Source organism: Aquabacterium sp. G14 (genome assembly GCF_037482285.1).
Taxonomy (GTDB): Bacteria; Pseudomonadota; Gammaproteobacteria; order Burkholderiales; family Burkholderiaceae_C; genus Aquabacterium.
Genome location: NZ_JBBEYB010000005.1, coordinates 195,963 through 217,251, shown reverse-complemented (window position 1 = coordinate 217,251; position 21,289 = coordinate 195,963). Strand labels below are relative to the sequence as shown.

Genomic DNA, 21,289 nt, shown 5'->3' with positions numbered 1-21,289 from the left:
GCTAGGGCGTGTTAACACTAATGGCGACGGCGACGATTGCGCCAGAAAATCTCCGACATGGAGATCACGCCCGAACAATTCGCTACCATCGAACACTGCCTGCCCAGGCAGCGTGGCAACGTCAGCCTGAGCAATCTGCAGGTGGTCAATGCGATCCTTTATGTGGCCGAACATGGTTGCAAGTGGCGCGGACTGCCCAAACGCTTCGGCAACTGGCACACGATTTACACGCGCATGAATCGCTGGACCAAAGCTGGCGTCCTGGATCGCATGTTCGAGGAGTTGCAGCGTGCGCAAGTCGTGCGTATCAGGATCGAAGCCGTCTCGCTGGACTCCACAAGCATCAAGGTCCATCCCGACGGCACGGGGGCACTAAAAAAAACGGCCCACAAGCCATCGGAAAGTCCCGAGGCGGATGGAACACCAAGATTCATATGGTTGCCGCGGATGCTCGAACGGCCGTAACGTTTTGCCTCTCGCCTGGGCAGGCACACGACGCACCCGAAGGCCGGCGCCTGCTCAGCAGTCTTGGGCCCGCCAGCAGGCCGGTGCATTTGTTGATGGACCGCGCCTACGAAGGCAACGAGACACGGCAGCTGGCACTGGATCTGGGTTTCATTCCGGTGGTGCCACCAATGAAGACGCGGAACGAACCGTGGGACTACGACCGCGAGATGTACAAGCGCCGCAATGAGGTGGAGCGGTTGTTCCGTCGACTCAAAGGCTATCGCCGTATCTTCTCGCGGTTCGAGAAACTCGACCTCATGTTCCTGGGCTTCATCAGCTTCGTGCTCGTCGCTGATGGACTTCGGATGTGTTAACAGGCCCTAGACCTCTGCAGGGGCGCTGAGAGGTCTCCGATCAAGACGAGTACGGTACGCAAGGTCGTTGAGGACTGGAAGCAACGAGATGGGCAGCATGCTCTGCTTGTTAATCGGGCTGATAGCGATCGAACTGATGTTGCCTTGGTTAGCTATGAAGACGGCAGCCGTCGAATGGCTGGAAAACGAGTCAATGACGGCATCGAGTACTCCTGCCACATCTTGATCTCACCTCCGTCGGGGCAACGCTTGATGCCATTGGTGCTGGTGACGGGTGGGGCGGGTATGTCGCGTGATCAGGTCACAAACCTGTTGAACACGCTGTTGAGGCGTGCTGCTGATGATCCCCGCAACGCTCTTTTTTTCGAGCGCCCCCATCCAAACGGGGAGAATGGCCGCAAAGCGAAGTTGCGGTGCTCGTTCGAGCTATTACCTCATCAAAGCATGATGCTGACAGAGGTCTTGTCACGCGGACTGCTAAACGAGGTTCAGCTTGTCGCCCATGAGTTTCAGGGGATAGACCAGCACTTCGTGCAGAAGGCTCATAGCGTGACGATTGGCGTCGCTCAAGAGGGTACGCCCTTGGCATGGGCAGCGTTTCGCAACGCGATGAAAGCCACAAGGGTGAATGCCGATCAGTTAGTTTTGAAGTTCAAGGATCCAGAATCGGGGAAGCCTACGTCCAAGACCATCGCTTATGGAGATTTGGAGAGGGCGATGACGAGGAGGGACGTCATCACGTTTGATACAGATTTGATGCCACGCTACACGAAGGTCAGTAGTGAGATCGTTCTCAAGCTGAAGGGCCTTCTTTAGACTTAGTAGCCATGCTGAGATACCTGTTCCGTCCATTTGCCTACCTTGGGATTCAACACCCGAGTGGCACTATGCGTTGGTTGAACTGGTGGATCCCCTTGATCTTGGCTGCGGGAAGCATAGCGTTCTTGTATAAGCTTGCGCCCTCCGTCAACTTGTACGCTGCAGATGGGCTGATGCTTAAGCTGCTTGGCTTTGTGCAGAGCCTTCCTGGCTTCTACGTGGCGGCACTTGCCGCCTTGGCGACATTCAATCAGCCTGGACTTGATGTCCTTATGCCTGGTAAGCCGCCAGTTGCTAGGATCATCTACAACGGATCACCGGTGTCGACGGAGTTGACCCGTAGGCGCTTTCTTTGTTTGATGTTCAGCTACCTTACAGCCATCAGCTTTTTGTTGACATTGGCCCTGGTGGCGACGACTAGCCTTGCTAAGCCACTACTGGAATGCCTGGCTCGGATGGACGTGCCTTACGTGGTGGGTACGTTGCGTTGGGGCGCTTGCCTGATTTTGCTGGCCGCGTTGTTTCAGATGCTGTCGGTTACCTTTTATGGGCTCTTTTATATCGGCGAGCGAATGCATACACCAGACACGTAGTTGGGGCGACAGGAACTGACACGCCGTAGATGCCCTGCGACCTGCGCAGAGTTCTGGTGTGGCACGCAATCAGCGGTTCAGCTTGCCGCCGCAGTAAGCGTACGGCATGCCCGTACGGCTGTCTGTCACAACGATGCAAGCTCCCCCGGATACCGGGTCAACGCCTGGCGTGACAACCGTTCCCGGCGTGCCTGAGTACTCGGTGAACGTGGTGAACCCGTCGCTGAGCCAATAGGCCAGCCAGTACGGCACCCACCAGATGCACCCGCCCAGCAGCATGTCGAAGAAGCCCTCTAGGCTGCCGCCAGATAGCAGGGCAGCCGCGGGCAGCGGAAGCCAGGCCAGCCAGCGCCGTTGTCCGAAAAACCGTCGGATGATCTTCATGGTTTTCCCGCGCGCATGGTCTTGGGGTCGACATACATCTCGTCCAGCTCGTCGCTCATCAGGTTTTGCACCGCTCGGCGGGCGCAAACAGCGGCGAACTCCCTTTGCTCGCCTGGCGTCAGGCTTTGCGATTCGCTCCGCTGCGTGTGGCTGCTGTAGCTTTTGACCGGGAAGCGGCCTTGGCCCTTGGGGGTGACACCCGCGATGGCGTAGCAGTGCGGCTGGCCTTTGGTCGTGTACGTGACCGACGAGTAAAGGAAGATGGACCAGCGGTCGTGAGGGAAGTACTGGGTGAAGGCCTCGGTCCAAGTCGACGATGTCGTCCGCGCGAGCGGGGCCGAACTCCGCCGTGGAGAAGCGGCCGGCTTGCGCATGACTTGCGACCAGCAGGGCAGCGGCGACCGCCGCGTGGCGGAGCGAAATCAGGTTTTGAAGCGTCCTCATGATTTTGTTGGGCTGTCGTTTTATCTAAATTGTGACTTAAAAGCGGCTGACGTAAAAGCATCAATTCGGAAGACTGCGCGGCATGTCTTCCCGCTCGCCAGCACCTCCAAACGCTGCGCCAAACGCGCGGGCGGTGTTGGCCGCCAACCTCATTCGGTTGCGGGCAGAGAAGGGCTGGTCACAAGAGGCTTTGGCCTTCGAGTGCGGCTTACATCGCACCTTCGTGGCCCACGTGGAGCGGCAGGCCCGCAACATTTCGCTCGACAACCTGGAGCGCTTGGCCTTGGCACTGGGCGTGCAGACCTACAGCCTGTTGATGCCCTGAGCGGCGAGGCCAATCCGTCGTTTGGCTGAATGCCTTGGCGGATTGCTCCTGGCGCATGCGCCTATGATTCGCGATGAATCGAGGGAGTGGCGGATGGCCAAGAAAAACAGGAAGTCGGCCCGCGTGGCCAAACGCAAAGAAGGCGCGGCAATTCAGTTGATGGGCTTGGGGGCCGCGTTGCTGGTCATACCCTCATTCATCAGCAGCGCCGTGATTGCGCCAACCCTGGCGCAGCTCAGGCCGCTGGGCGGTTTGATGCTGGTGGCGGGGGGCGTGTTGTTCTGGCTGATGCACAAGAAGTCTGCAGCGCCGGTGACGGAACCGTCAGGCACACCCCTTGAGCCCCAGCATGCCAAGTCGGCGCGCACTGACCCTGTAGATGGCCCAGTGGACAGAACGGCCACAGAGTTGGAGCGCCTGAAATCCACGCCGACGCAGGCGTCTGCCAAGCCAGCGCGCACGCCAGAATCTTGGTCGGCCGAGGTGTTCGACCTGATCGAGTGGCGGCGCTTCGAAGCCGTGGTCGAGCTGCTGTTCCAACAAGCCGGCTTCGAGACCAAATCCCAATCGCACGGGGCAGACGGCGGCGTGGATGTTTGGCTTTATTCCCGCCACGAGCCGGGCAAGCCAGCGAGCCTGGTGCAGTGCAAACACTGGCAGGGCAAGAAGGTGGGCGTGGACAAGGTTCGCGAGCTGCGGGGCGTGATGGCGGCGCAGGGCGTGTCACGCGGGCAGTTCGCCACCACTTCGACCTTCACGCCAGAGGCGGTGGCTTTCGCACGCGAAAACGGCATCAACCTGCTGGACGTGTCGGGCCTGATGAAGCTGATTTCTCTGCGCACGCCGGAGCAACAGGCCGCTTTGCTGGCCGTCGGCCTGGAGGGCGAGTACTGGCGGCCTACCTGTGTGAACTGCGGGACCAAACTGGTGGAGCGCACGCCACGCAATGGTGGCGCGAACTTCTGGGGTTGCCCCACTTACCCCAAGTGCAAGACGACGATGCCCATGCGCTCTGGCGCGGTTTGACTGACTCGCAGGGCAGGGCGGTCAAGCAGGGTTTTGGGGTGGGGCGCGGTGTAGTCTCGCCAGCTTGGCCTTGGCAATTTCTTGCGCGTCGTACAGGGCCTGGATGTCTTGGGCTTCGACGATTTTCGTGAGCATGGCGTGCGTTTCCAGCAAGGCGCGCTGAAGCAATATCGGCATGCTGTGCGCGGCCTGGGTGCGGCTTACCTTGGCGGCAATTTCGTCGCCTGCCTGATTCAGCCGGGCCTCGATGCTGCTCACGGTTTCTGTTGTGACTCCTTGCGTCAGGAGCTGCCGCAGGTACTCAGAAAGACTGACGCCGTGCTCGTTTGCGCGTGTCTTATAGAACGCCAAGGTGTCCGGGTCTAGCCGGACATTGGCGCGAGCGGTCTCACCCTTGCCAAAACCACGTGGACGCGGCATTTCTCTTTCTCCGTCAATGACTTACGTCGATTGAGGCGGTCTAGTGTATGCGCCTCAATGCTTCGGTGTCGCCACGCCAAAACCGGCGCCACAGCGCGGGTTTGGCGCTGCAACGGCAGTTGCGTGGTGTGTGACCAGAATCCAGGGGGAATGGGGCATCCCCGTTCGCCTGGAGGTGTTCGCTGCTTGCTGGCGTTTGTGCGATCAGTGGACGCCGTCGCCGTGCGTGGCAAACCAGTCGGTGTTGCCGCGTGAGCGCAGGTAGGCGTTCAGCGAAGAAACCAGGTAATCGCGCTCTTTGTCGCTGAGCGAGCCCATCATGAAATGGCGCCCCAGCTCGGCCAGCACATTGCGCACCTCTTGTGAGCAATGTGGAATCGACCACAGACTGGTGACCATGTCCGGATGGAGGATGGCTGCCACGAAGTCGCACACCGTCTCCGCGACGTCAGGCTGCTTGGAGTGCAAAAGCTGGCTGGCTTGCCAGACCGGTGGCATGAGGCCGGCTTGGTAGTTCATTGCTTGGCCCTTTCGCGATACCAGCTCACTGCTTGTTCGGTGGTCCAGAGCCCATCAGCAACCCTGGCTTGAACGACGAGGTCGTCAATTGACATGACGTGTCCCTCAAGCCGGAGCGATGCATTGGCATGCTCAAACTGACTGGCGCGCCTATGGGCCGCCAAGTTGCCATTACCGTCTGCGAAGAGATGCCGTGCCAGTGGTGCAAGCCAATTGATCGTTGCCTCGATTGACGCTGGCTGGTGGGCGTCCAATGCCTCGCGGATATCCTTCAATTCACGGATCAGTCCCTGCGCCTCATCGATGCGATCTTGGCGCGGTGCGTCCTGTTCGCGCTCTTGACCGATCAGCTCGGCGTGGTGAGAAATGATGGCGCCGATCACGTCCTGCGCCACTTCCAGGCGCACCCCCGAGCGGCTGAATAGGCGTGCCGTTTGGGAGATTGATTCGAGGGGTGTTGGGGGCATGGTGCGTCTTCCTCCTGATGGCATTCTTGACCTCCTCCGGGTCGTCGTCAAAGCCGTTGCTGCAAAACCGTGCAGGCACGCTTGCAGGCTTGTCCACTCTTTCTGAATGATCTTGATCTTTATAAGTGCGTCACCCATGACACATGTTTGTTCCGACCTGTGCCGTGGGTGACACATGTTCTGGCGCGACATGACACAGGTCACCGATTGGGAGTTGGTCCGGGGCTGTGGGTAACCATGTAGGTCTCCTCAAATTCTGTGACTCTGAGGTGGCGGTGGTAGGCGATCCGAACGGGCAGCTCACCCGTTTGGCAGAATTCCTTGAGTGCGCTCTCCGTCGTTCTCTGAAGTCTGGGAACGTTGGTCCACACCACTTCACCGACCACTTCGCCAGTGTCAGCTGCACGAGCGAGAAGGCGCTCGATGACAACATATCGTTTTGTCCTGCCATGGCGACTGGCTGGCGTGTCTGCGTCTGCATCGCGGATCCACTGATGCTTCATCAGCGCCTGAACGGCGCGGATCACGGTGGAACGGCTGAGGCCAGTCAGTTTGCCGATGGTCTCGTGACTGACGCAAGCGATGCCTGTGTCGATCTGGCTGAAACTCTTGATGACAGCGTACACAGCGAAGCCCACGGGACTGATGGATTTGATCTCCCCTCGCTGGATGCGTTCATCCAGGATTCGAAACCAAGTGGTTCGGACGCTAAGTGGCAACGCGGGCGGCGTGCTCTCTTTGGCCGCGTGAAATTGCAGGGATGTCCGGGGCTCCAGTCCGGTCAGCAATTGATCCAGCGCCTTGAAGTTGCTCATGCCAGACCCCGCGATGCTTGACGTGGTCGGCCGCGTCGGGGTTCTGCTGTGGCCAGGACTCGGCCTGCGTTGTCGGGGGCTTGTGCTGATCCCACCAGGGCATTGATCCACTCTTGGTAGGCAGCCACGGGGAACAAGCGCCGGCCGCCCACTCGTATTGAAGGGGGTAATGTCGGGTCTCCACGGGAGAGACGATTTCGCACGGCACTGACTTGAACTCGCAGCAAGTCCGCTATTTCTTGGACGGTGTAGAAGTCTTTGTTCATCCATGTATCCCTTTGTATTCTTCGGGATGGCTCAGTACATGGATCGACATGGTTCCGTTTGACACCGAATCTGGCCAGCAGACAATGGCATCTGAAACGAGCAACTTTTGTTTGACAGGCATGGCAGGGAAGAGCCGCTACCGCGAATACCAAGAGCTGAACCCTTGCGTTGCAGCGGTCACCAAGATTCGAATGCGCGCTCTGTGCAACGATTTAAAGGGCGGCATATTGGGCGATGGCGCCGACCCCTTCATGCCTCAGTCCAACCTTGTTGCCGGGCTTGACGGCATACCAACTGCTGACGAGCGAACCTGGTTGGCTTGGTGGCGTGGCCAGCCGATGCAATCGAGCAAGCTGCGGTTGCTTCCCAGGAGCCAGCAGTGCTGGATGGAAGACGGCGAAATGGGTTCGCCAGTTCAACGCCATTTCGCAGCCCTGCACGTTTGGGCAGACGGCTTGTTGCCGCTCGATGATGACTGGGGGCGCCAGCAACGCGACATTGACCGTGTGGTGAGGGCTTGCGGCCAGGTGTGGAACAAGCTGACCTCAACGGCGCCGATGTCTGCTTCGGCCAGCGTGTCACTGAACTTGGCCACGCAGCTCGGCGCGGGGCATTGCATGCCTGAGCCTTCGTTGCGGTTTGCGACGCCGAAGGATGCGATGCATGTCGCTTGTGGCAGCCTCAATCCCCATGCCTTCGAGGCCCCCCTGTCCGTTAGGCGGTTGCATGCGCAGACAGATCGGTTCAGTTTGATCGGGTTTCTGGTGGGAATGGCAGCCGGTCAACCGGTCTACGGCGCATGGTGGGAGCACCCCTGGGCCTTTGATCTTGCGAGTCTGGTTGCGATGGCCTGCGCAGATGTGAATTCTGCGTTCGGCCGTGTCCCAAGTGAGCACCTGGGCGGTTGGTGGGAGGTCACACTGCCGCTGAAATACGCGCTTTGGGGGCCAGGGCACATGACACATCGGGCGATGCACCGTCCAGTGCCCGAGATCCTCGCTACCGTGGTGAGTCAACGCGAGTGGACAGAACTGTTACGCGACTTCCGTCTCAGCTATTACGCCGGATTGGAGGGGCTGGGCATCACCGATGAGTTGATCCAGGCTGCAGTTGGTGACGGCAGCATTGAGTCCATCGGTAACGGGTAACGCTACGTTACTGTTATCGCCCGATGGGGGGCTCTGGCCACCTTGCTTCCGCTGCTAGAGTTTCGGCCAAACAAATCAGGGGAAGAGATGAGGCCGTTCATCGTCATCGGCGACAGGACCGATCACGGCGGCGTGGTCATCGGTTCGACCATGACCACCGACACGCATGGCAAACGCTTGGCTCGCGTGGGCGACCAGGTTACCTGTCCGAAGAAGGGGCACGGTACCACGGTGATCGTCACGGGTGATCCAACGATGATCGTTGACGGTGCTCCCGTGGCCAGGCACGGGGACAAGTGCGCGTGTGGCGCGACATTGATTTCCAGCCAGGTGGTGTCTCGCGTGGGAGATGGTGGTGGCGGATCCAGTGCCAGCACCAGTGCGGCTTCCAGTTCATCTGCTCCGGTTGGCGCCAAGGCGGCGGGCCTCATCAGCTCGCTGCTACCAGAGAACCATGACTACGACATTCACTTCGTTGTTCGTGACGAGCTCACTGGTCAGCCGTTACCCAGGGTGTCATACAAGATCACCCTGGAGGATGGCCGCTCCATCACAGGCATCACAGACGAAAAAGGGCTGACAGAAAAGATCAGCTCCAACACCAAACAAAAAGCGACATTGGAGGTCCATCACTATGGCGACGACGGTGACTGCGGAGCTGACGCCCAAGGCCGATACGACGCCTGCTGTTGCTAAGGTACCCGCGAAGGAGAAGAGTGGAGCCCAATGGGTTTCTCGCTTCCCCGGCAGTGCCAGCCTGAATGACCTTGAATCCACGTTCAAGGAAAAGGCGGAGAAGTTCATCTCCGCCATCAAGGCCGCTGGCGGGTCGGTCAGCATTGCAGCGACCTACCGCCCCAGGGAGCGCGCCTACCTGATGCACTACGCTTCGAAAATCGCTCGCGGCGAGATCACGGCGGACAAGGTGCCCGCTATGGATGGCGTGAACATCGATTGGGTTCATGACACGGATGATGCGTCGAAGGCTGCCGCCTCGGCCATGGCGAAGGGGTACACGATCGTGTACCCACCCGCGTTGATTTCACGTCACACAGAACGCGCGGCCGTTGACATGACGATCACGGGTATCGTCGGTAAGAAAATCAAGAATGCGTCGGGCGAGGATGTCGAGATCAAGAAGCTCAGCGACCTCAATGCCGTCGGCGCAACCTATGGAGTGAACAAGCTTGTTTCAGATCCGCCTCACTGGTCCGACAACGGGCGTTAAGTTGCTCGCGCTGTGGCTGTGTGCCATGGCCACGGACATGGCCTTCGCATCGGAGGCCCGATACGCCATCGTCCAGATGGATGGCGCTGGGCATGGCCGTTTGATTGCTGCTGAGCCGCTCGCCCGAGGTGATTCAGTACACATTCAGTATCCCGCTGCAGCAGGGGACAGTGCATGCTGCAAGCGCCTCATGGCGAGTGACTTCACAGAAGCCTCTTCCGACGAGCTGCTGGCGACGAACGAGGTCAGCGGAGAGCGGGTGTTCGTCTACCGTGTTCGGGTTCCCCGACTTTGGTACGTGGCGCCATTCATTGGGGTCGCCGCAGTCGGCAAGAACATGAACACGCGCAATGCGGGTGCTGAACTGGTGTCGGTGGATCGCGGCCAGGGCATCCGCCGAGCCGGGTTGTGTACGAGCGAAGAGGGCGTTCACCTCATCGAGAGAGCGGGTGCATCCGAACGCACACACCTGTACCTGTCTGTTGGGTACACCATCGAGTCACCTACATGCCGTTGATACGCGCTTAGGTCTGGCATGAGAGTCCAAGTTGACCGGGGCTAAGTGATGGCGCTACGTTTGGCCAGTTTCGTGCCGGTGAGCCTGAGCAAGTTCGTCTTTGGCTTCATGTCAGGCACCGATGATGAGGAAGAGGGCGAAGTAGAAGTCTTTGAGCAACTGGTCGACATGGCAAAGAGCATCGCCATGATCGATCCAAGAGGGCTTCATGCCTTTGTGGTGGCGATCCTGCGCCCACTCCAGTCACAACACATCATCGCGGCCGCAGAGCGCGCCCCACATGCCGCGCCGCCATCTTTCGATGACTGGTCTTTCTTCATGGGTTCCCAAGTCAAGGGCGTCTTTGACTTCGGATGCCTGCAGTCCTTAGATTCGGACGATTTTGAGGTCGACTTGGCGAGAGATCTCGCGCTGCCGACCATGTGGAATCGCCAATCGGTGGCGTCGGCATTTGGTGCGATTGGGGCGGGCTTGAAGTGCGGGAGTTGGCGGCAAGACCCGAACCACAGTGTGGCCCTGTGGCTTCCTTGGCGGATTGCGTTCGTCAACAACGGGAATCACTCCATTGCTGCCGGCGTGATCAGGGCAGAAGGCAGGCTGAAACCATCGTCAGTCTTCAACTTGGAGCCACAACTGCGCGAGATTCGATGTGACGGCCGCAACTTTATTCGAGTTGCAGACGGCACGGTGGTTGCGCCTGTCAATGACGCCCGTCTTGCTGCAGTCTGGGAGATCGGGCGGCTGATGTGCGGGTTGGGCTGATCGTTGCGAGGCTTTGGCGTCTAGTGTTCGCTGGGACAATTTTGGGACACTGACACTTGGATATCGAAGGACAAACAAGTACACTGATGTACGCTAAGTGATTGTCGTTCTTGGAGTTTTTCTCTAAGTCGTTGATCTGAAAGACCGATTTTTTGCTTTCACACGGCAGGGGTCGCAGGTTCGAACCCTGCACCGCCCACCAAGAAAATCAAGCACTTAGCCTAGCGGCTAGGTGCTTTTTTCTTGCCCGTACGGACAATGTACGGATAGTGCCTTTTGAGAATGGCTGTATCGGGGCGGTTTTTCCGTGTCGCATCAGGGCATCAGGGCATCAGGCTGGCGCTGATTGCCACCCTCACGCGGGATGCGTGAAAGCGCGCACCGGTACGGCCAAGTTCAACACCTTGCCGACCTCCGTGGCAACACCTCTGGCAGTGACTTCATCCAGTCCGGAAGCGAGCACATACGCCTTTCCCCCTGCTTCGACTTCAACACGATACGCGACTTCGGCGAGCGCTCGCCGTCCCGCCAGTCCCAACGTGACGCCGGTGTCCATACCTCGATTTACGTCGTAAACGACCTCGACACCCCCAGCGAACTTGTTCCTGATGCACAGATTATGAATGTCGCCCCTGCGCAAGAGGGTTCCGTCGGTCTCAATGCCTTCCGGATTCACGCGAAAACGGCGAGTCACCGTGGGATTGCCGCCTCGGTGGTCCTTCAGTAAGACCAGCTGACCTGCCCCCTCCAGCCATACCAATCAGTTGGAGAGAGGTCCAAGTAATGCTGGCGCCCCACTTGCCAGGCGCGGTGCTCGGTTTGCAGGTTCAGCCAGCGCGCGCGCAGGTGGTGCCAGGCGGTGCTCAGGCTGCGCACGCGCGAGGCGATGTCCGATCTCAGCAGGCGGTCAAACAAATGATCCAGTCGCTCGCATGTCCACAGGCCGTCCCTATAGCTTTCGCCCAGTCCCAGGTTGCCGTGGGCTAGAACGCGTTCGGGAACGCCGTGAGCCAGCAGGTGGATGTCCCAGGGCCGCGACCCGTCAAGGCGCACATCTGCTAGGGCGAGCAAGGAGGCCAGATGCCGGTGTGCCGCATCACTGTCCGTGTGTTGGCGTGGTGCTGACCGAGTGACGTCGTGGTGCGCCATGTGTTTCACACTGTCTAGCAGGCCGCGGAAATACCCAACAGCCAAGTCCACGCCCCAGTGGCGTGATGCGTTATCAGCGTAGCACCTCAACGACCTGAAGCGACACCCACCATGCGCGGCGCCGACACCTTCACCGAAGGCCTGTTCACCCTCAAGAAGCTTGACGACTTCGTGCCAGCCAACCACCCGCTGCGGGTCATCCGCACGATGGTCAACAAGGCCCAGGCCGAGATGGGCGAGTTGTTCGCCGGGATGTACGAGGAAGACGCCAAAGGCGGTCGCCCCAGCATCGCGCCAGAGAAGCTGCTGCGCGCCATGCTGCTGCAGGTGCTGTACTCGATTCGCTCGGAGCGCCAGTTGATGGAGCAGACGCAATACAACCTGCTGTTTCGCTGGTTCATCGGCCTGTCGATGGACGACTCGGTGTGGGTGCCAACAGTGTTCACCAAGAACCGCGAGCGGCTGATTGAGCACGATGCTGTGGTGGCCTTCTTCAACGCCGTGCTCAAGCAGGCAGACAAGAAGCGGTGGTTGTCCAAGGAGCACTTCAGCGTGGACGGCACCTTGATTCAAGCCTGGGCGGGCCACAAGAGCTTCGTGCGCAAAGACGGCAAGGACGACGACGATGGCGGTGACTTCCGAGGCAAGTCGCGCAGCAACGAGACGCATGAATCCGGCACTGACCCAGACAGCAGGCTGTTTCGCAAAGGCAAGACGGCCAGCGAGTTGCGCTTCATGGGCCACACGCTGATGGAGAACCGCAATGGCCTGATCGTCAACGCCATGGTCACGCAGGCTGATGGCCATGCTGAGCGCGAAGCGGCCAAGGCCATGGTGGCCGATGTGCGCCAGGCCAACCCCGAAGGGAACATCACCTTGGGCGCCGACAAGGGCTACGACGCGGCCGAGTTCATCAAGGCGCTGCAAGACATGAAGGTCACGCCGCATGTGGCGCAGAACAAGTCAAACCGCAAGTCAGCGGTGCCTGATGAGATCGCCAGCACCGAGGGTTACGGCATCTCGATGCAAAAGCGCAAGCTCATCGAGCAGGGCTTTGGCTGGGCCAAGTTCATTGGCCCGATCCGTCAGGTGATGGTGCGCGGCATCAAGAAGGTCGACCAAGTCTTCATGATGGCCATGGCCGCCTATAACCTCGTGCGCATGCGCACCTTGGGACAAGTCCGTCTGGAGGTCGCGTGATGAGGGCAAAACACCCCGAAATGGCCTCAGATCAGGCCAAAATGGGCTTGAAATGGGGGGGGTGGCGTCGGAGTCGACCCGCATCATCGAAAAACGAGCCCTTGCGTCAGCAGCGAAGCTGCGCCCGTTGGGTATTTCCGCAGCCTGCTAAGCGGGACACGGCGCCATTGCAACAACGATGTGCACCCCCGTCAAGGGGAGGTGCGTGGGGCCTTGATCGGGATACTGTTGTAGTTTGGTCGGCCTCAGATGCCGTTGTGTCAGGCTGTTGTCATAATCGTTACAAATTCAGTGGTTATCTTGGCGCGTCCATCGAAGGGCGTTTGTGCCTTGCTGTTTGAGAGTTGAGATTTGATGCATTGCCGTAAGTGTGGGAATGGGCTGGCCGCAGGTGCCCGGTTTTGTGGAAAGTGCGGAGAGCCTGTGACGGTGCCTGCGCCCGAGGTGATGCCCATGGAGCCCGTGGCGCAGCCCTGCCCGAGTTGTGGTGCAGCGTGCAAGCCAGGGGCGAAGTTCTGTGGCAAGTGCGGTCATGCTTTCACAGCACCAGCACCAGCACCAGCACCAGCACCAGCACCAGCACCAGCACCAGCACCAGCCGTGGATGAAGCCGCGCCGGTTGTCACTGCGCCTGCTGATGTGGCAGCACCCGTTGAATTGCCTGCGGAGTCGCCTGAGGTGCCTATCGCCGACGTGGCGGTGGCTCCTGTGGTGGCCGCAAGCACGGCAACGACCACCACGCCGGAGCCTGAGGCATCGCCAGCGCCTTCAGCGCCTCAGCCAGCCCCTCCAGCGGCCTCGTCCTCTCCCAAGGTTGAGCGCCCCGTGCCTGCTTCGCCTCAGCCCGCCTCGCAGCCCACCCGTTCGGGCAACAAGGTCCTCGTGGCTGCGGCTGCAGCGGCGGTCGTGGTCCTGGGGGCATTCGCCTGGTGGCTGACTTCGCGCAGTTCAGCTCCGGCAGCCGACGGGGTGGCCTTGCCCGAGCCCTCGGCCGAGGCATCGGCGGCATCCATGCCTGAAGTGACGCCACCGCCTGACTCTCCCGTCGCGGAGGTGCCGGCTCCGGTGGCCATGCCTCCCGTGCCTGAGCCTGCCACGCAGGAGATCATCGAACGCGAGTCGATCGTGGTGCCGCCCAGTCCCAGCGTGGACGAAGCAGCTCAGGCCCAGGCCCGTCGCCTGAAGGTGGAAGAGGAGGCGCGTCAAGAGCAAGCACGCCGCGAGGCCCAGGCCCAGGCGCGCCAGCGTGAACTGGACAAAGCCAAACTGAATCAGGCCAACAAGACTTTGGACGATTTGCTGAAATGAAAGCAGGAGCACGCATGCACAAGATTGGATTGACCGCCATCGCCTTGACCCTTGGTCTGTCGGGTTGCGCCAACACGGCCGGGCCAGGTGCCACGGACAACAAGACCACTGGCGCCGTCGTGGGCGGGGCTCTGGGCTGCGCGGGGGGCGCCCTGTTGGCCAAGCTGGCTGGAGGGGACATGGCCGCAGGGTGCGCCCTGGGGGCGGTGGTCGGCGGACTGGTCGGCTTCGAGCGTGCGCGTCAGCAAGAAATTGCCGAAGCCGAGCGCATCCGTCAGGAAGCGATTCAGGCGACGGCGTCCCTGCCGCCTCAGCAGCGTGCGCGTGGGGGAGAGGTGAAGACGGTCGAGGTGGTGGCCAAGGACAAGGCCACGGGGAACACGCAAAAGATCAAAACCTTCGACTCCGTCAGCCTCGACCTGCCCATCTCGGCCAAGGGCACACCCGAGTACACCGCGGCCATGGGTAAGCTCAAAACCTTGGCCGAGCGGGTGGCCGACGAGCGTGGATCGGCAGAGATCGTTGTGGCTGTGACGCCGGCCGATGCCAAAGCCAACAAGGTGAACATGGCGGGGGGCAAAGTGGCCTCTCCCAAGGGCAATCCCATCACGGTCATCAAGGTGACGGACGCCAGTGTGACCAAGGGCATGGAGCGCATCACCGTCAAGGCCGGGCGCCTCAAAACCACGGAAGTCTGATCCTTTGCAACCGCCTCGCGAGGCGGTTTTTTACTCTTTCTCTCATCACTACTGCTGGGCGCGGTGATCTTGGGCTTGTACTACGTGCTCAATCGCCAACTGACCTTCGGCTTCACCGACGCTGCCGGTGAGGTGGCTGCGGTCACAAGCTGAAGTAAAACTGTTTGCCTCGCGGCGGCCCGCTCCCCGATTTCTGTTTCGCCTATGTCTTACGAATACAGCTCCGAACAAGCGCAGCTTGATTTCCCCAATCCCTACCGGGTCGAGAACATCCTGTGGGCGGTGCGTGCCACCATTTTGCTGGTGTGTGCGCTGGCCCTGATCTTCCTCGCGCGCAAGCATCTGGCCCAGCAGGCGCTGGGCAGCTTCGTCGTGCCCGTGGCCTTGGGTGTGGGCATGATGGTGTTGGCCGCCTGGAACTTTGTGCGCATTGGCCAGCAGTTGCGCGTGTTCTTCGGTCGTGGGCAACCAGCCGGGCTCGCACCTGAATTGGACGCCGACAAGCTGGGCCTGCCCGATGGCGCCAAGACGCTGATGCAGACCGTGCGTCAGGGGGCGTTGGAGTTTGCCATTCCCAGTGGCGCCCTCAACGGCGTGCTGTATTCGCTGGTCAAGGACCTGATCACGGCGCCGGCCTACATCCAGAACGTCTTGCAGAACCGCTTTGCCAACCTGGCGTCGTACGCCTTCCTGCTCTTGATCATGCTGGTCGCGATGATCTTCGTCTGGGGCTCGCCCATCCAGTCCTGGGTGGGGGCCTTCTTCCTGGCACTCGTGGTCTTCATGGCTGTCAAGCCCGTGTCGGGCAGCGATGTGCAAGCCAAGGTCAGCTTCAACCTCAAGCAGATCGTGGGGTTGACGCTCGCCGCCATCCTGGGGCCGGTGGCCCTGGGCTTCCTCAGCCATGTCCTGCCTGATCTGGAATGGGCCAGCTTCGGCACCCAGGCCCTGATCATCCTGGTGGCTCTGGCCGCCATCGAAGGCGTGTTCTTCGTCGCCGTGCAGCGCCACATCGATCCGCCGCCCCCGGTCAGCAAGGTCGATACGCAAGACAACTTCAGCTTCAACGCCGACCCCAACCTGCTGATGCAGGAACTGGATCGCGAGATGCAGCGCAACTGGACGCACCGCATCCCCAACCGCCGCTACGCCCGCGTCCTGCCCAACATCAACCTGGGCAGCCGTGCCGGCAACTTCAAGGGCCAGATGCTGGAAGAAACCCAGCCGATGGCGCCGTCGGCGTTCAAGCGCATGGACTTCTCGGTGGCCAAGGCCTACCCGCGCTTCTTCTGGCTGATGGTCATTGACCTGATGGGTGTGGCGCTGACCCTGGCGGGGGCGCTGGCGCTGGTGGTCTTCGCGGTGCGCTTCGAGCCCACGTCCGACTGGCGTCCGGTGCTGGGCTTTGCGTCGCTGGGCCTGTCGCTGGTGGCCGTCGGTGGCTATGCCTTCCGCAGTGCGCACACGCTGTGGGGCCGTTTCGACTTCGAGTCCACGCTGACTTGGGTCGAGATGGAGGGTAGCTTCATTCGCTCCAAGGTCGACATCGGCAACCGTCTGCAAGATCGTGTATTCACCGAGCGTGAGGTGGTCAACGTCGAGAACATGACCTTCCGCGTCTGGGTGATGCAGTTGCGCAGCGTGGTGTTCGGCCACCAGAGCCATGGCAGTGTCACGCCCCGCATCATCACCGGCATGCTCAGCCAGCCCAAAGAGGCCGAATACCTCAAAAACCTGGTGCGCCAGTTTGCCGGCGAGCAGAGCATTGTCATTGCGCCCACGGCCAATGAAGATGCCCGCCGCATGGCGGCCATGGGGGCATTGAACCAATTGGGCGCTGCTGCAGCGCCGGCTGCGGGGGCTTTGGCTTCGGGGATCGTCGCAGAGACCTTGCTGCAGGCGGCAGCGCCTGCCGGGGTGACACCAGTGCCAGCCGCGGTCGAGGTGACGACTCCGCAGCCTGCCTCGGAGGTGGTGTGTGGGGCCTGCGAGACGGTCAATGACAGCGGCAATGCTTTCTGCGAAAGTTGCGGCAAACCGATTCTCGCCACCTGACCTTCTGACGCTGACACATGGATCCACTTCGCGCTGACCGGCTTCTGGCCATTGTGGCCCTGACCCTGCTGGGGGTTGGTTGCGTCTACGTGCTGTGGCCCTTCATGAGCTCGCTGGCCTGGGCGGCGATCCTGGCATCAACCTGCTGGCCGGCGCTGCTCTGGCTCGATCGCATGTTGAAGGGGCGGCGCGTGTGGTCGGCAAGCCTGGTCACGGCGCTGATCACCTTGGTCGTCTTGGGGCCGGTGACGGCCCTGGCCTTCGGCCTGGCGGACAGCATGGCGCAACTGGGGCGCGGGGTCTCCGAGCTGATGAACAGTGGCTTGCCTGATGCGCCTGCCTGGCTGCGCGATGTGCCGTTGATCGGGCAGTCGCTGTTCGAGTACTGGCAGCGCCTGGCTCACGATGGCAAACGCCTGATGACCGAGTTGAGCAAGTTGGCCGACCCTGCGCAGAAGCTGGCCTTGGACACCGGCAGGATGGTGGGCAAGGGCGTGGTGGATCTGGGACTCTCGGTCTTTCTGGCTTTTTTCCTGTTTTTGCACGGTGAAGCGTTGGCCGTGCGTTTGCGAGTGGCTCTGTCGCGCTTGGCGGGTGCGCGCTCGGGCTACCTCATCGACATCACGCAGGGGACCGTCAACGGTGTCATCTATGGCATCCTGGGCACGGCCCTCGCTCAAGGGGTGCTGGCGTCCATCGGCTTCCTGATTGCCGGTGTGCCCGGTGCCATGCTGCTGGGCGTGGTCACCTTCTTCTTCTCGGTCGTCCCGGTGGGGCCGCCCCTGGTGTGGGGGGGCTCGGCCATCTGGCTGTTCCAGCAAGGCGAGCTGGGGTGGGCGGTGTTTGTCGCGGTCTGGGGCTTCTTTCTGGTCAGCACCGTCGACAACGTCATCAAGCCTTTCATCATCAGCCGTGGCTCGCGTCTGCCGTTTGCCGTGGTGCTATTGGGGGTGCTGGGTGGGGTGCTGGCGTTTGGCGTGATCGGCGTGTTCCTGGGCCCGACCTTGTTGGCGCTGGGCTATCGTTTGCTCAGCGAATGGACCACCTCAGACACTCCCGCACCTGATTGAGAGCGGCGGCGGGAGTCCGGCGGGGCAGGCGTTCGCGCCAACACCCACGCTGAAACGCTGCTGGCGCCGGCTGCCCGCAGGGTGTGAGCCACCTCGTTGAGGGTGGCACCCGTTGTGAGTACATCGTCCACCACGGCAATGTGGCGTCGCCGAAGGTGGGGCAGGGCGGCTGACGGCACGTCAAAGGCGTCGATGATCTGGGCGCGTCGGGCTTCGGCGTCCAGGCTCATCAGGCGCTCGGTGTGGCGGGTGCGCTGCAGCACATCGTGGCGGGCCGGGCAACCCAGGCGCCGGCTCAGTTGCTGGGCGAGCAACCACGTCTGGTTGTAGCCGCGTTCGCTCAGGCGTGTGCGGGACAGTGGCACCGGCACAATCAGGTCGACGCGGTGTGGGCGCTGTGAGAGTGCCTGCCACAGCAAGGTAGCCAGAGGGGCGGCCAAGGCTGTGGCTTCCTGGAATTTGAAGCGCGAGAGCACGCTGCGCCAGGGGTCTTCGTAGTCAAGAGCGGCGATCGCCCGGTCGAACTCGGGAGAGTGATCTTCACACGCAGGGCAGACGGCGTCTCGGGTGGGCTGGGGGAGTGCGATGGCGCAGCGTGCACACCGCGTGACCGGCCTTTGCCAGCGTTGCACGCAGACCCCGCACAGGGGCTGGCCTTGCCATTGACCGCACAGCAAGCAGGTGGTGGGCAGAAGGTGAGGCAGCGTGTTGGGCAGGCCGCAGGCCCTCAGCCAGGCACGCAGTCGAGAAGTCCCAGGAGGCAGCACGGTTGGCATGGCCTCAATATACTGACGCACCCCGAGCGTGCGCCATCGCCCGCAGTGGGGGCTTCAGCGCCTTTTCATCCCATGTCCGACTCCTCTCCCGCCGCCCCGTCGGCCCCGCCCGCCTGCGCTCCCCACCGTCATGCCTTGCAGCGCCAGACGCGGCGCCTGGCTGCTTTGCCCGAGGCACCCTGGCTCCATCAGGAAGTGGCGCGTCGCCTCGCCGCCAAGCTCGCACCGATCCGCTTGCAGCCCAAGACCTGGATCGATTGGTCGGCCTTTCTGGGGGCGGGCGCGGAGCTGGTGCGGGCGCAGTACCCCCAGGCCCAGCGCTGGGTGGTCGAGCCCTCGGGCGAACTGGCCCAACGCAGCCAGACCCAACTGGCCGAGACGGCGCCGCGCGATTGGCGCAAGCTGTGGCGCCGGGATGTGCCTCAGGCCCATGTCGAGCCCGTGCCGGCCGACGTGCCTTGGCGGCGTGACGGTGCCGATGGCGCCGACATGCTGTGGGCCAACATGACCTTGCATGCCACGGCCGACCTCTCAGGCTTGATGCGCCGCTGGCACGAACATCTGGCGGTGGGGGGCTTTCTGATGTGCTCCGGTCTGGGGCCGGACACCGCCCGTGAACTGCGTGCCGTGTACGCCGCGCTGGAGTGGCCCCTGCCCACCATCGATTTCATCGACATGCACGACCTGGGTGATGAGCTGGTGCAGGCCGGCTTTGCCGACCCGGTGATGGACATGGAGCGCCTGACCCTGACCTGGGAAACGCCCGAGGCCTTGCTGGCCGAGTTGCGCACCTGGGGCGGCAATGTGGCCCAAGGCCGCTTCGCCGGTTTGCGCACACCGCGTTGGCGTCAGCGTCTGCTCGATGTTTTGCGCGAGCGCCTGATGCGACCCGATGGCCGCCTGGGCCTGACCATCGAGTTGGTGTACGGTCACGCCATCAAGCCCACGCCCCGCATCAAGGTGGAAGCCGAGGCGCGCGTGTCGCTGCAGGACATGAAGCGCATGATCCGCCAGGGTGACAAGCCGGCTTGATACATGCCGACACACCGTGGTGCGTTCTGACGTCAACCACGGGTAATTCATAGCATGGAAGCGCCGATTCGCGGTTGAGGTAGCGCAAACCGCTGACTAGAATGGGTTGAACGCCTTGCGTTGCACATGGCAGCGCGGGTGGGGCGGTGTACGGCAGTCCGGGGATCCCTCTGCCGTGTACGGGTCGCACAGACCCCGTTCAACCACGACGAGTCAAGACATGAGCTATGTGCCCGGGTTTGCAGTTCGTTCGTTTGGGTCCTGGGCATCACGCCTGTCTTCCTTGAGGCGCCAAGCCGTCGGGAGCTTGCTGCTTCTGATGGTGCAAGCCAGTTGGGCGGTCAATGACCTGCCTGGCGGCCCTGCGGTGCGGCAGCTCGACCTGCACCCGCCCGCCACCCGCATCGCCGCCGAGCAGCAGTGGTTGCACTACATGATGCTCTACATCTGTGGGGCCATCTTCGTCGGCGTGTTTGGCGTCATGTTCTACGCCATCTTCAAGCACCGCAAGTCCAAGGGCGCCAAGCCGGCCGACTTCCACGAATCGACCACGGTCGAGATCATCTGGACCGTCATCCCCTTCATCATCGTGATCGGCATGGCCTTGCCCGCCACCAAGGTGGTCGTGGCCCAGAAAGACACCACCAACGCCGACCTCACGATCAAGGCCACCGGCTACCAGTGGAAGTGGGGCTATGACTACCTCAAGGGCGAGGGCGAGGGCATCTCGATGCTGTCCACGCTCGACGCCTCGCAACGCGCCCTGTCCGACGCCGGCACGCCCCAAGGTGACAACTACCTGCTCAAGGTGGACAACCCGCTGGTGGTACCGGTCGACCGCAAGATCCGCATCATCACCACCGCCAATGACGTGATCCACTCCTTCATGGTGCCGGCCTTCGGCATCAAGCAGGACGCGATCCCCGGCTTCGTGCGCGACACTTGGTTCCGTGCCGAGAAGGTGGGGGATTACTACGGGCAATGTGCTGAGCTGTGCGGCAAGGAGCACGCCTATATGCCTATCCATGTGCGTGTGCTGACTGCCGAGGACTATGCCGCCTGGGTGGCCGAGCAGCACAAGGCCATGCAGGCGAAGGCCGATGACCCCAACAAGGTCTGGACGCAGGACGACCTGATGGCGCGTGGCGAGAAGGTCTACGCGGCCAACTGCGCGGCCTGCCATCAGCCCAACGGCAAGGGCGCGGGCGCCATCAAGCCGCTCGATGGCTCACCCGTGGTGCTGGACGCCGATGTGGGCAAGCAGATCCATGTGCTGCTCAACGGGCAGAACAACAACTTGATGCCGGCCTGGCGCCAGCTGTCGGACACCGAGATTGCCGCGGTCATCACCTATACCAAGAACCACTGGTCCAACAAGACCGGGCAGGTCGTGCAGCCCGCCGCCGTGATGGCTGCGCGCAAGTGAACCAGGCCTCAGACCCCACA

General features: G+C 61.6%; 27 protein-coding genes and 1 pseudogene. 18 read left to right on the top strand and 10 right to left on the bottom strand.

Translation table 11 applies throughout. The annotated features are described in order from the left end of the window. The first annotated feature begins 57 nt into the window (after positions 1-57). From WIT60_RS08160 to WIT60_RS08150, 3 genes are all read left to right on the top strand, one after another. A protein-coding gene (locus tag WIT60_RS08160) for an IS5 family transposase (protein ID WP_339583436.1) occupies positions 58-821 on the top strand; the annotation gives its coding sequence in 2 pieces (ribosomal slippage) (positions 58-373 and positions 373-821; 765 coding nt in all). A 144-nt stretch (positions 822-965) separates the two neighbouring features. After that, positions 966-1,637 carry a hypothetical protein gene (locus WIT60_RS08155; protein WP_339583435.1) on the top strand — a complete coding sequence of 224 codons (672 nt, stop codon included), beginning with the start codon at positions 966-968 and terminating at the stop codon, positions 1,635-1,637. 71 nt (positions 1,638-1,708) lie between these two features. Further along, entirely contained in the window at positions 1,709-2,233 is a 525-nt protein-coding gene (locus tag WIT60_RS08150) for a hypothetical protein (protein WP_339583434.1), read from the top strand. A gap of 69 nt (positions 2,234-2,302) precedes the next feature. Here the strand turns inward: WIT60_RS08150 and WIT60_RS08145 are convergent, their stop codons facing one another. Beyond that, a complete protein-coding gene (locus WIT60_RS08145) occupies positions 2,303-2,617 on the bottom strand; it encodes a hypothetical protein (RefSeq protein WP_339583433.1) in 315 nt (104 codons plus the stop codon). Next, positions 2,614-2,991 carry a hypothetical protein gene (locus WIT60_RS08140; RefSeq protein WP_339583432.1) on the bottom strand — a complete coding sequence of 126 codons (378 nt, stop codon included), beginning with the start codon at positions 2,989-2,991 and terminating at the stop codon, positions 2,614-2,616. Before WIT60_RS08140 ends, WIT60_RS08145 begins: the two co-directional genes overlap by 4 nt. A gap of 152 nt (positions 2,992-3,143) precedes the next feature. Here WIT60_RS08140 and WIT60_RS08135 point away from each other — a divergent pair, with 152 nt between their 5' ends. Next, positions 3,144-3,386: a helix-turn-helix domain-containing protein gene (locus WIT60_RS08135; protein WP_339583431.1), complete on the top strand. Its 243-nt coding sequence runs from the start codon at positions 3,144-3,146 to the stop codon at positions 3,384-3,386. Between the two features lie 93 nt (positions 3,387-3,479). Next, on the top strand, positions 3,480-4,412 hold the full coding sequence (locus WIT60_RS08130) for a restriction endonuclease (RefSeq protein ID WP_339583430.1): 933 nt from the start codon (positions 3,480-3,482) through the stop codon (positions 4,410-4,412). Positions 4,413-4,433: 21 nt separating this feature from the next. On the opposite strand, the gene WIT60_RS08125 is transcribed toward WIT60_RS08130, so the two are convergent. The 5 genes from WIT60_RS08125 to WIT60_RS16880 form a co-directional block, all read right to left on the bottom strand. Further along, positions 4,434-4,832 carry a plasmid mobilization protein gene (locus WIT60_RS08125; protein ID WP_339583429.1) on the bottom strand — a complete coding sequence of 133 codons (399 nt, stop codon included), beginning with the start codon at positions 4,830-4,832 and terminating at the stop codon, positions 4,434-4,436. Between the two features lie 204 nt (positions 4,833-5,036). Continuing rightward, complete coding sequence (locus tag WIT60_RS08120; protein WP_339583428.1) at positions 5,037-5,351, bottom strand: hypothetical protein; 315 nt, start codon at positions 5,349-5,351, stop codon at positions 5,037-5,039. Beyond that, entirely contained in the window at positions 5,348-5,818 is a 471-nt protein-coding gene (locus WIT60_RS08115) for a hypothetical protein (RefSeq protein ID WP_339583427.1), read from the bottom strand. Before WIT60_RS08115 ends, WIT60_RS08120 begins: the two co-directional genes overlap by 4 nt. Before the next feature lie 200 nt (positions 5,819-6,018). Then, entirely contained in the window at positions 6,019-6,633 is a 615-nt protein-coding gene (locus WIT60_RS08110; protein ID WP_339583426.1) for a helix-turn-helix domain-containing protein, read from the bottom strand. After that, positions 6,630-6,899: a helix-turn-helix transcriptional regulator gene (locus WIT60_RS16880; protein ID WP_445207672.1), complete on the bottom strand. Its 270-nt coding sequence runs from the start codon at positions 6,897-6,899 to the stop codon at positions 6,630-6,632. Before WIT60_RS16880 ends, WIT60_RS08110 begins: the two co-directional genes overlap by 4 nt. Here WIT60_RS16880 and WIT60_RS08105 point away from each other — a divergent pair. The 5 genes from WIT60_RS08105 to WIT60_RS08085 all read left to right on the top strand — a co-directional run bounded on the left by WIT60_RS08105 (position 6,846) and on the right by WIT60_RS08085 (position 10,555). Beyond that, the gene (locus WIT60_RS08105) at positions 6,846-8,048 is read left to right on the top strand and encodes a hypothetical protein (protein ID WP_339583425.1); all 1,203 of its coding nucleotides are present in this window, start codon (positions 6,846-6,848) and stop codon (positions 8,046-8,048) included. The two genes, WIT60_RS16880 and WIT60_RS08105, sit on opposite strands and share 54 nt — an antisense overlap. A gap of 87 nt (positions 8,049-8,135) precedes the next feature. Further along, positions 8,136-8,744, top strand: a complete 609-nt coding sequence (locus tag WIT60_RS08100; protein WP_339583424.1) for a PAAR domain-containing protein — start codon at positions 8,136-8,138, stop codon at positions 8,742-8,744. Next, positions 8,683-9,276 (top strand): hypothetical protein, encoded by a 594-nt coding sequence (locus tag WIT60_RS08095; RefSeq protein ID WP_339583423.1) that lies wholly within the window; start codon positions 8,683-8,685, stop codon positions 9,274-9,276. Before WIT60_RS08100 ends, WIT60_RS08095 begins: the two co-directional genes overlap by 62 nt. Next, positions 9,236-9,793 carry a hypothetical protein gene (locus WIT60_RS08090; protein ID WP_339583445.1) on the top strand — a complete coding sequence of 186 codons (558 nt, stop codon included), beginning with the start codon at positions 9,236-9,238 and terminating at the stop codon, positions 9,791-9,793. The genes WIT60_RS08095 and WIT60_RS08090 overlap by 41 nt, the downstream gene beginning before the upstream one ends. Before the next feature lie 48 nt (positions 9,794-9,841). Then, positions 9,842-10,555, top strand: coding sequence for a DUF6710 family protein (locus WIT60_RS08085; RefSeq protein ID WP_339583422.1), 714 nt, complete (start codon positions 9,842-9,844; stop codon positions 10,553-10,555). 355 nt (positions 10,556-10,910) lie between these two features. Here the strand turns inward: WIT60_RS08085 and WIT60_RS08080 are convergent, their stop codons facing one another. After that, complete coding sequence (locus WIT60_RS08080; RefSeq protein WP_339583421.1) at positions 10,911-11,231, bottom strand: hypothetical protein; 321 nt, start codon at positions 11,229-11,231, stop codon at positions 10,911-10,913. 44 nt (positions 11,232-11,275) lie between these two features. Beyond that, a complete protein-coding gene (locus WIT60_RS08075; RefSeq protein ID WP_339583420.1) occupies positions 11,276-11,626 on the bottom strand; it encodes a hypothetical protein in 351 nt (116 codons plus the stop codon). Between the two features lie 189 nt (positions 11,627-11,815). Between WIT60_RS08075 and WIT60_RS08070 the strand changes: the two genes are divergently transcribed. The 6 genes and pseudogenes from WIT60_RS08070 (at position 11,816) to WIT60_RS08050 (ending at position 18,035) form a co-directional block, all read left to right on the top strand. Next, the gene (locus tag WIT60_RS08070; RefSeq protein ID WP_339583419.1) at positions 11,816-12,904 is read left to right on the top strand and encodes an IS5 family transposase; all 1,089 of its coding nucleotides are present in this window, start codon (positions 11,816-11,818) and stop codon (positions 12,902-12,904) included. Between the two features lie 354 nt (positions 12,905-13,258). Continuing rightward, positions 13,259-13,423: pseudogene (locus WIT60_RS16875) on the top strand (double zinc ribbon domain-containing protein); the annotation flags it as partial. A 159-nt stretch (positions 13,424-13,582) separates the two neighbouring features. Then, positions 13,583-14,212 carry a hypothetical protein gene (locus tag WIT60_RS08065; RefSeq protein WP_339583418.1) on the top strand — a complete coding sequence of 210 codons (630 nt, stop codon included), beginning with the start codon at positions 13,583-13,585 and terminating at the stop codon, positions 14,210-14,212. A gap of 14 nt (positions 14,213-14,226) precedes the next feature. Then, the gene (locus tag WIT60_RS08060; protein ID WP_339583417.1) at positions 14,227-14,910 is read left to right on the top strand and encodes a YMGG-like glycine zipper-containing protein; all 684 of its coding nucleotides are present in this window, start codon (positions 14,227-14,229) and stop codon (positions 14,908-14,910) included. 204 nt (positions 14,911-15,114) lie between these two features. Beyond that, complete coding sequence (locus WIT60_RS08055; RefSeq protein WP_339583416.1) at positions 15,115-16,965, top strand: hypothetical protein; 1,851 nt, start codon at positions 15,115-15,117, stop codon at positions 16,963-16,965. A gap of 17 nt (positions 16,966-16,982) precedes the next feature. Continuing rightward, positions 16,983-18,035, top strand: a complete 1,053-nt coding sequence (locus WIT60_RS08050; protein ID WP_339583415.1) for an AI-2E family transporter — start codon at positions 16,983-16,985, stop codon at positions 18,033-18,035. Here WIT60_RS08050 and WIT60_RS08045 read toward each other — a convergent pair. Next, the gene (locus tag WIT60_RS08045; protein WP_339583414.1) at positions 17,984-18,811 is read right to left on the bottom strand and encodes a phosphoribosyltransferase family protein; all 828 of its coding nucleotides are present in this window, start codon (positions 18,809-18,811) and stop codon (positions 17,984-17,986) included. The genes WIT60_RS08050 and WIT60_RS08045 overlap by 52 nt on opposite strands. A gap of 72 nt (positions 18,812-18,883) precedes the next feature. Between WIT60_RS08045 and WIT60_RS08040 the strand changes: the two genes are divergently transcribed. Then, entirely contained in the window at positions 18,884-19,843 is a 960-nt protein-coding gene (locus WIT60_RS08040; RefSeq protein WP_339583413.1) for a methyltransferase domain-containing protein, read from the top strand. A gap of 319 nt (positions 19,844-20,162) precedes the next feature. After that, positions 20,163-21,269 (top strand): cytochrome c oxidase subunit II, encoded by a 1,107-nt coding sequence (gene coxB / locus WIT60_RS08035; RefSeq protein WP_339583444.1) that lies wholly within the window; start codon positions 20,163-20,165, stop codon positions 21,267-21,269. Positions 21,270-21,289: the final 20 nt, after the last annotated feature.

Coding starts and splice junctions, on each gene's coding strand:
- WIT60_RS08150 (WP_339583434.1), top strand. CDS start 1,709: ATGCGTTGGTTGAACTGGTGGATCCCCTTGATCTTGGCTGCGGGAAGC.
- WIT60_RS08145 (WP_339583433.1), bottom strand. CDS start 2,617: ATGAAGATCATCCGACGGTTTTTCGGACAACGGCGCTGGCTGGCCTGG.
- WIT60_RS08140 (WP_339583432.1), bottom strand. CDS start 2,991: ATGCGCAAGCCGGCCGCTTCTCCACGGCGGAGTTCGGCCCCGCTCGCG.
- WIT60_RS08135 (WP_339583431.1), top strand. CDS start 3,144: ATGTCTTCCCGCTCGCCAGCACCTCCAAACGCTGCGCCAAACGCGCGG.
- WIT60_RS08130 (WP_339583430.1), top strand. CDS start 3,480: ATGGCCAAGAAAAACAGGAAGTCGGCCCGCGTGGCCAAACGCAAAGAA.
- WIT60_RS08125 (WP_339583429.1), bottom strand. CDS start 4,832: ATGCCGCGTCCACGTGGTTTTGGCAAGGGTGAGACCGCTCGCGCCAAT.
- WIT60_RS08120 (WP_339583428.1), bottom strand. CDS start 5,351: ATGAACTACCAAGCCGGCCTCATGCCACCGGTCTGGCAAGCCAGCCAG.
- WIT60_RS08115 (WP_339583427.1), bottom strand. CDS start 5,818: ATGCCCCCAACACCCCTCGAATCAATCTCCCAAACGGCACGCCTATTC.
- WIT60_RS08110 (WP_339583426.1), bottom strand. CDS start 6,633: ATGAGCAACTTCAAGGCGCTGGATCAATTGCTGACCGGACTGGAGCCC.
- WIT60_RS16880 (WP_445207672.1), bottom strand. CDS start 6,899: ATGAACAAAGACTTCTACACCGTCCAAGAAATAGCGGACTTGCTGCGA.
- WIT60_RS08100 (WP_339583424.1), top strand. CDS start 8,136: ATGAGGCCGTTCATCGTCATCGGCGACAGGACCGATCACGGCGGCGTG.
- WIT60_RS08095 (WP_339583423.1), top strand. CDS start 8,683: ATGGCGACGACGGTGACTGCGGAGCTGACGCCCAAGGCCGATACGACG.
- WIT60_RS08085 (WP_339583422.1), top strand. CDS start 9,842: ATGGCGCTACGTTTGGCCAGTTTCGTGCCGGTGAGCCTGAGCAAGTTC.
- WIT60_RS08070 (WP_339583419.1), top strand. CDS start 11,816: ATGCGCGGCGCCGACACCTTCACCGAAGGCCTGTTCACCCTCAAGAAG.
- WIT60_RS08060 (WP_339583417.1), top strand. CDS start 14,227: ATGCACAAGATTGGATTGACCGCCATCGCCTTGACCCTTGGTCTGTCG.
- WIT60_RS08055 (WP_339583416.1), top strand. CDS start 15,115: ATGTCTTACGAATACAGCTCCGAACAAGCGCAGCTTGATTTCCCCAAT.
- WIT60_RS08050 (WP_339583415.1), top strand. CDS start 16,983: ATGGATCCACTTCGCGCTGACCGGCTTCTGGCCATTGTGGCCCTGACC.
- WIT60_RS08045 (WP_339583414.1), bottom strand. CDS start 18,811: ATGCCAACCGTGCTGCCTCCTGGGACTTCTCGACTGCGTGCCTGGCTG.
- WIT60_RS08040 (WP_339583413.1), top strand. CDS start 18,884: ATGTCCGACTCCTCTCCCGCCGCCCCGTCGGCCCCGCCCGCCTGCGCT.
- coxB (WP_339583444.1), top strand. CDS start 20,163: ATGGTGCAAGCCAGTTGGGCGGTCAATGACCTGCCTGGCGGCCCTGCG.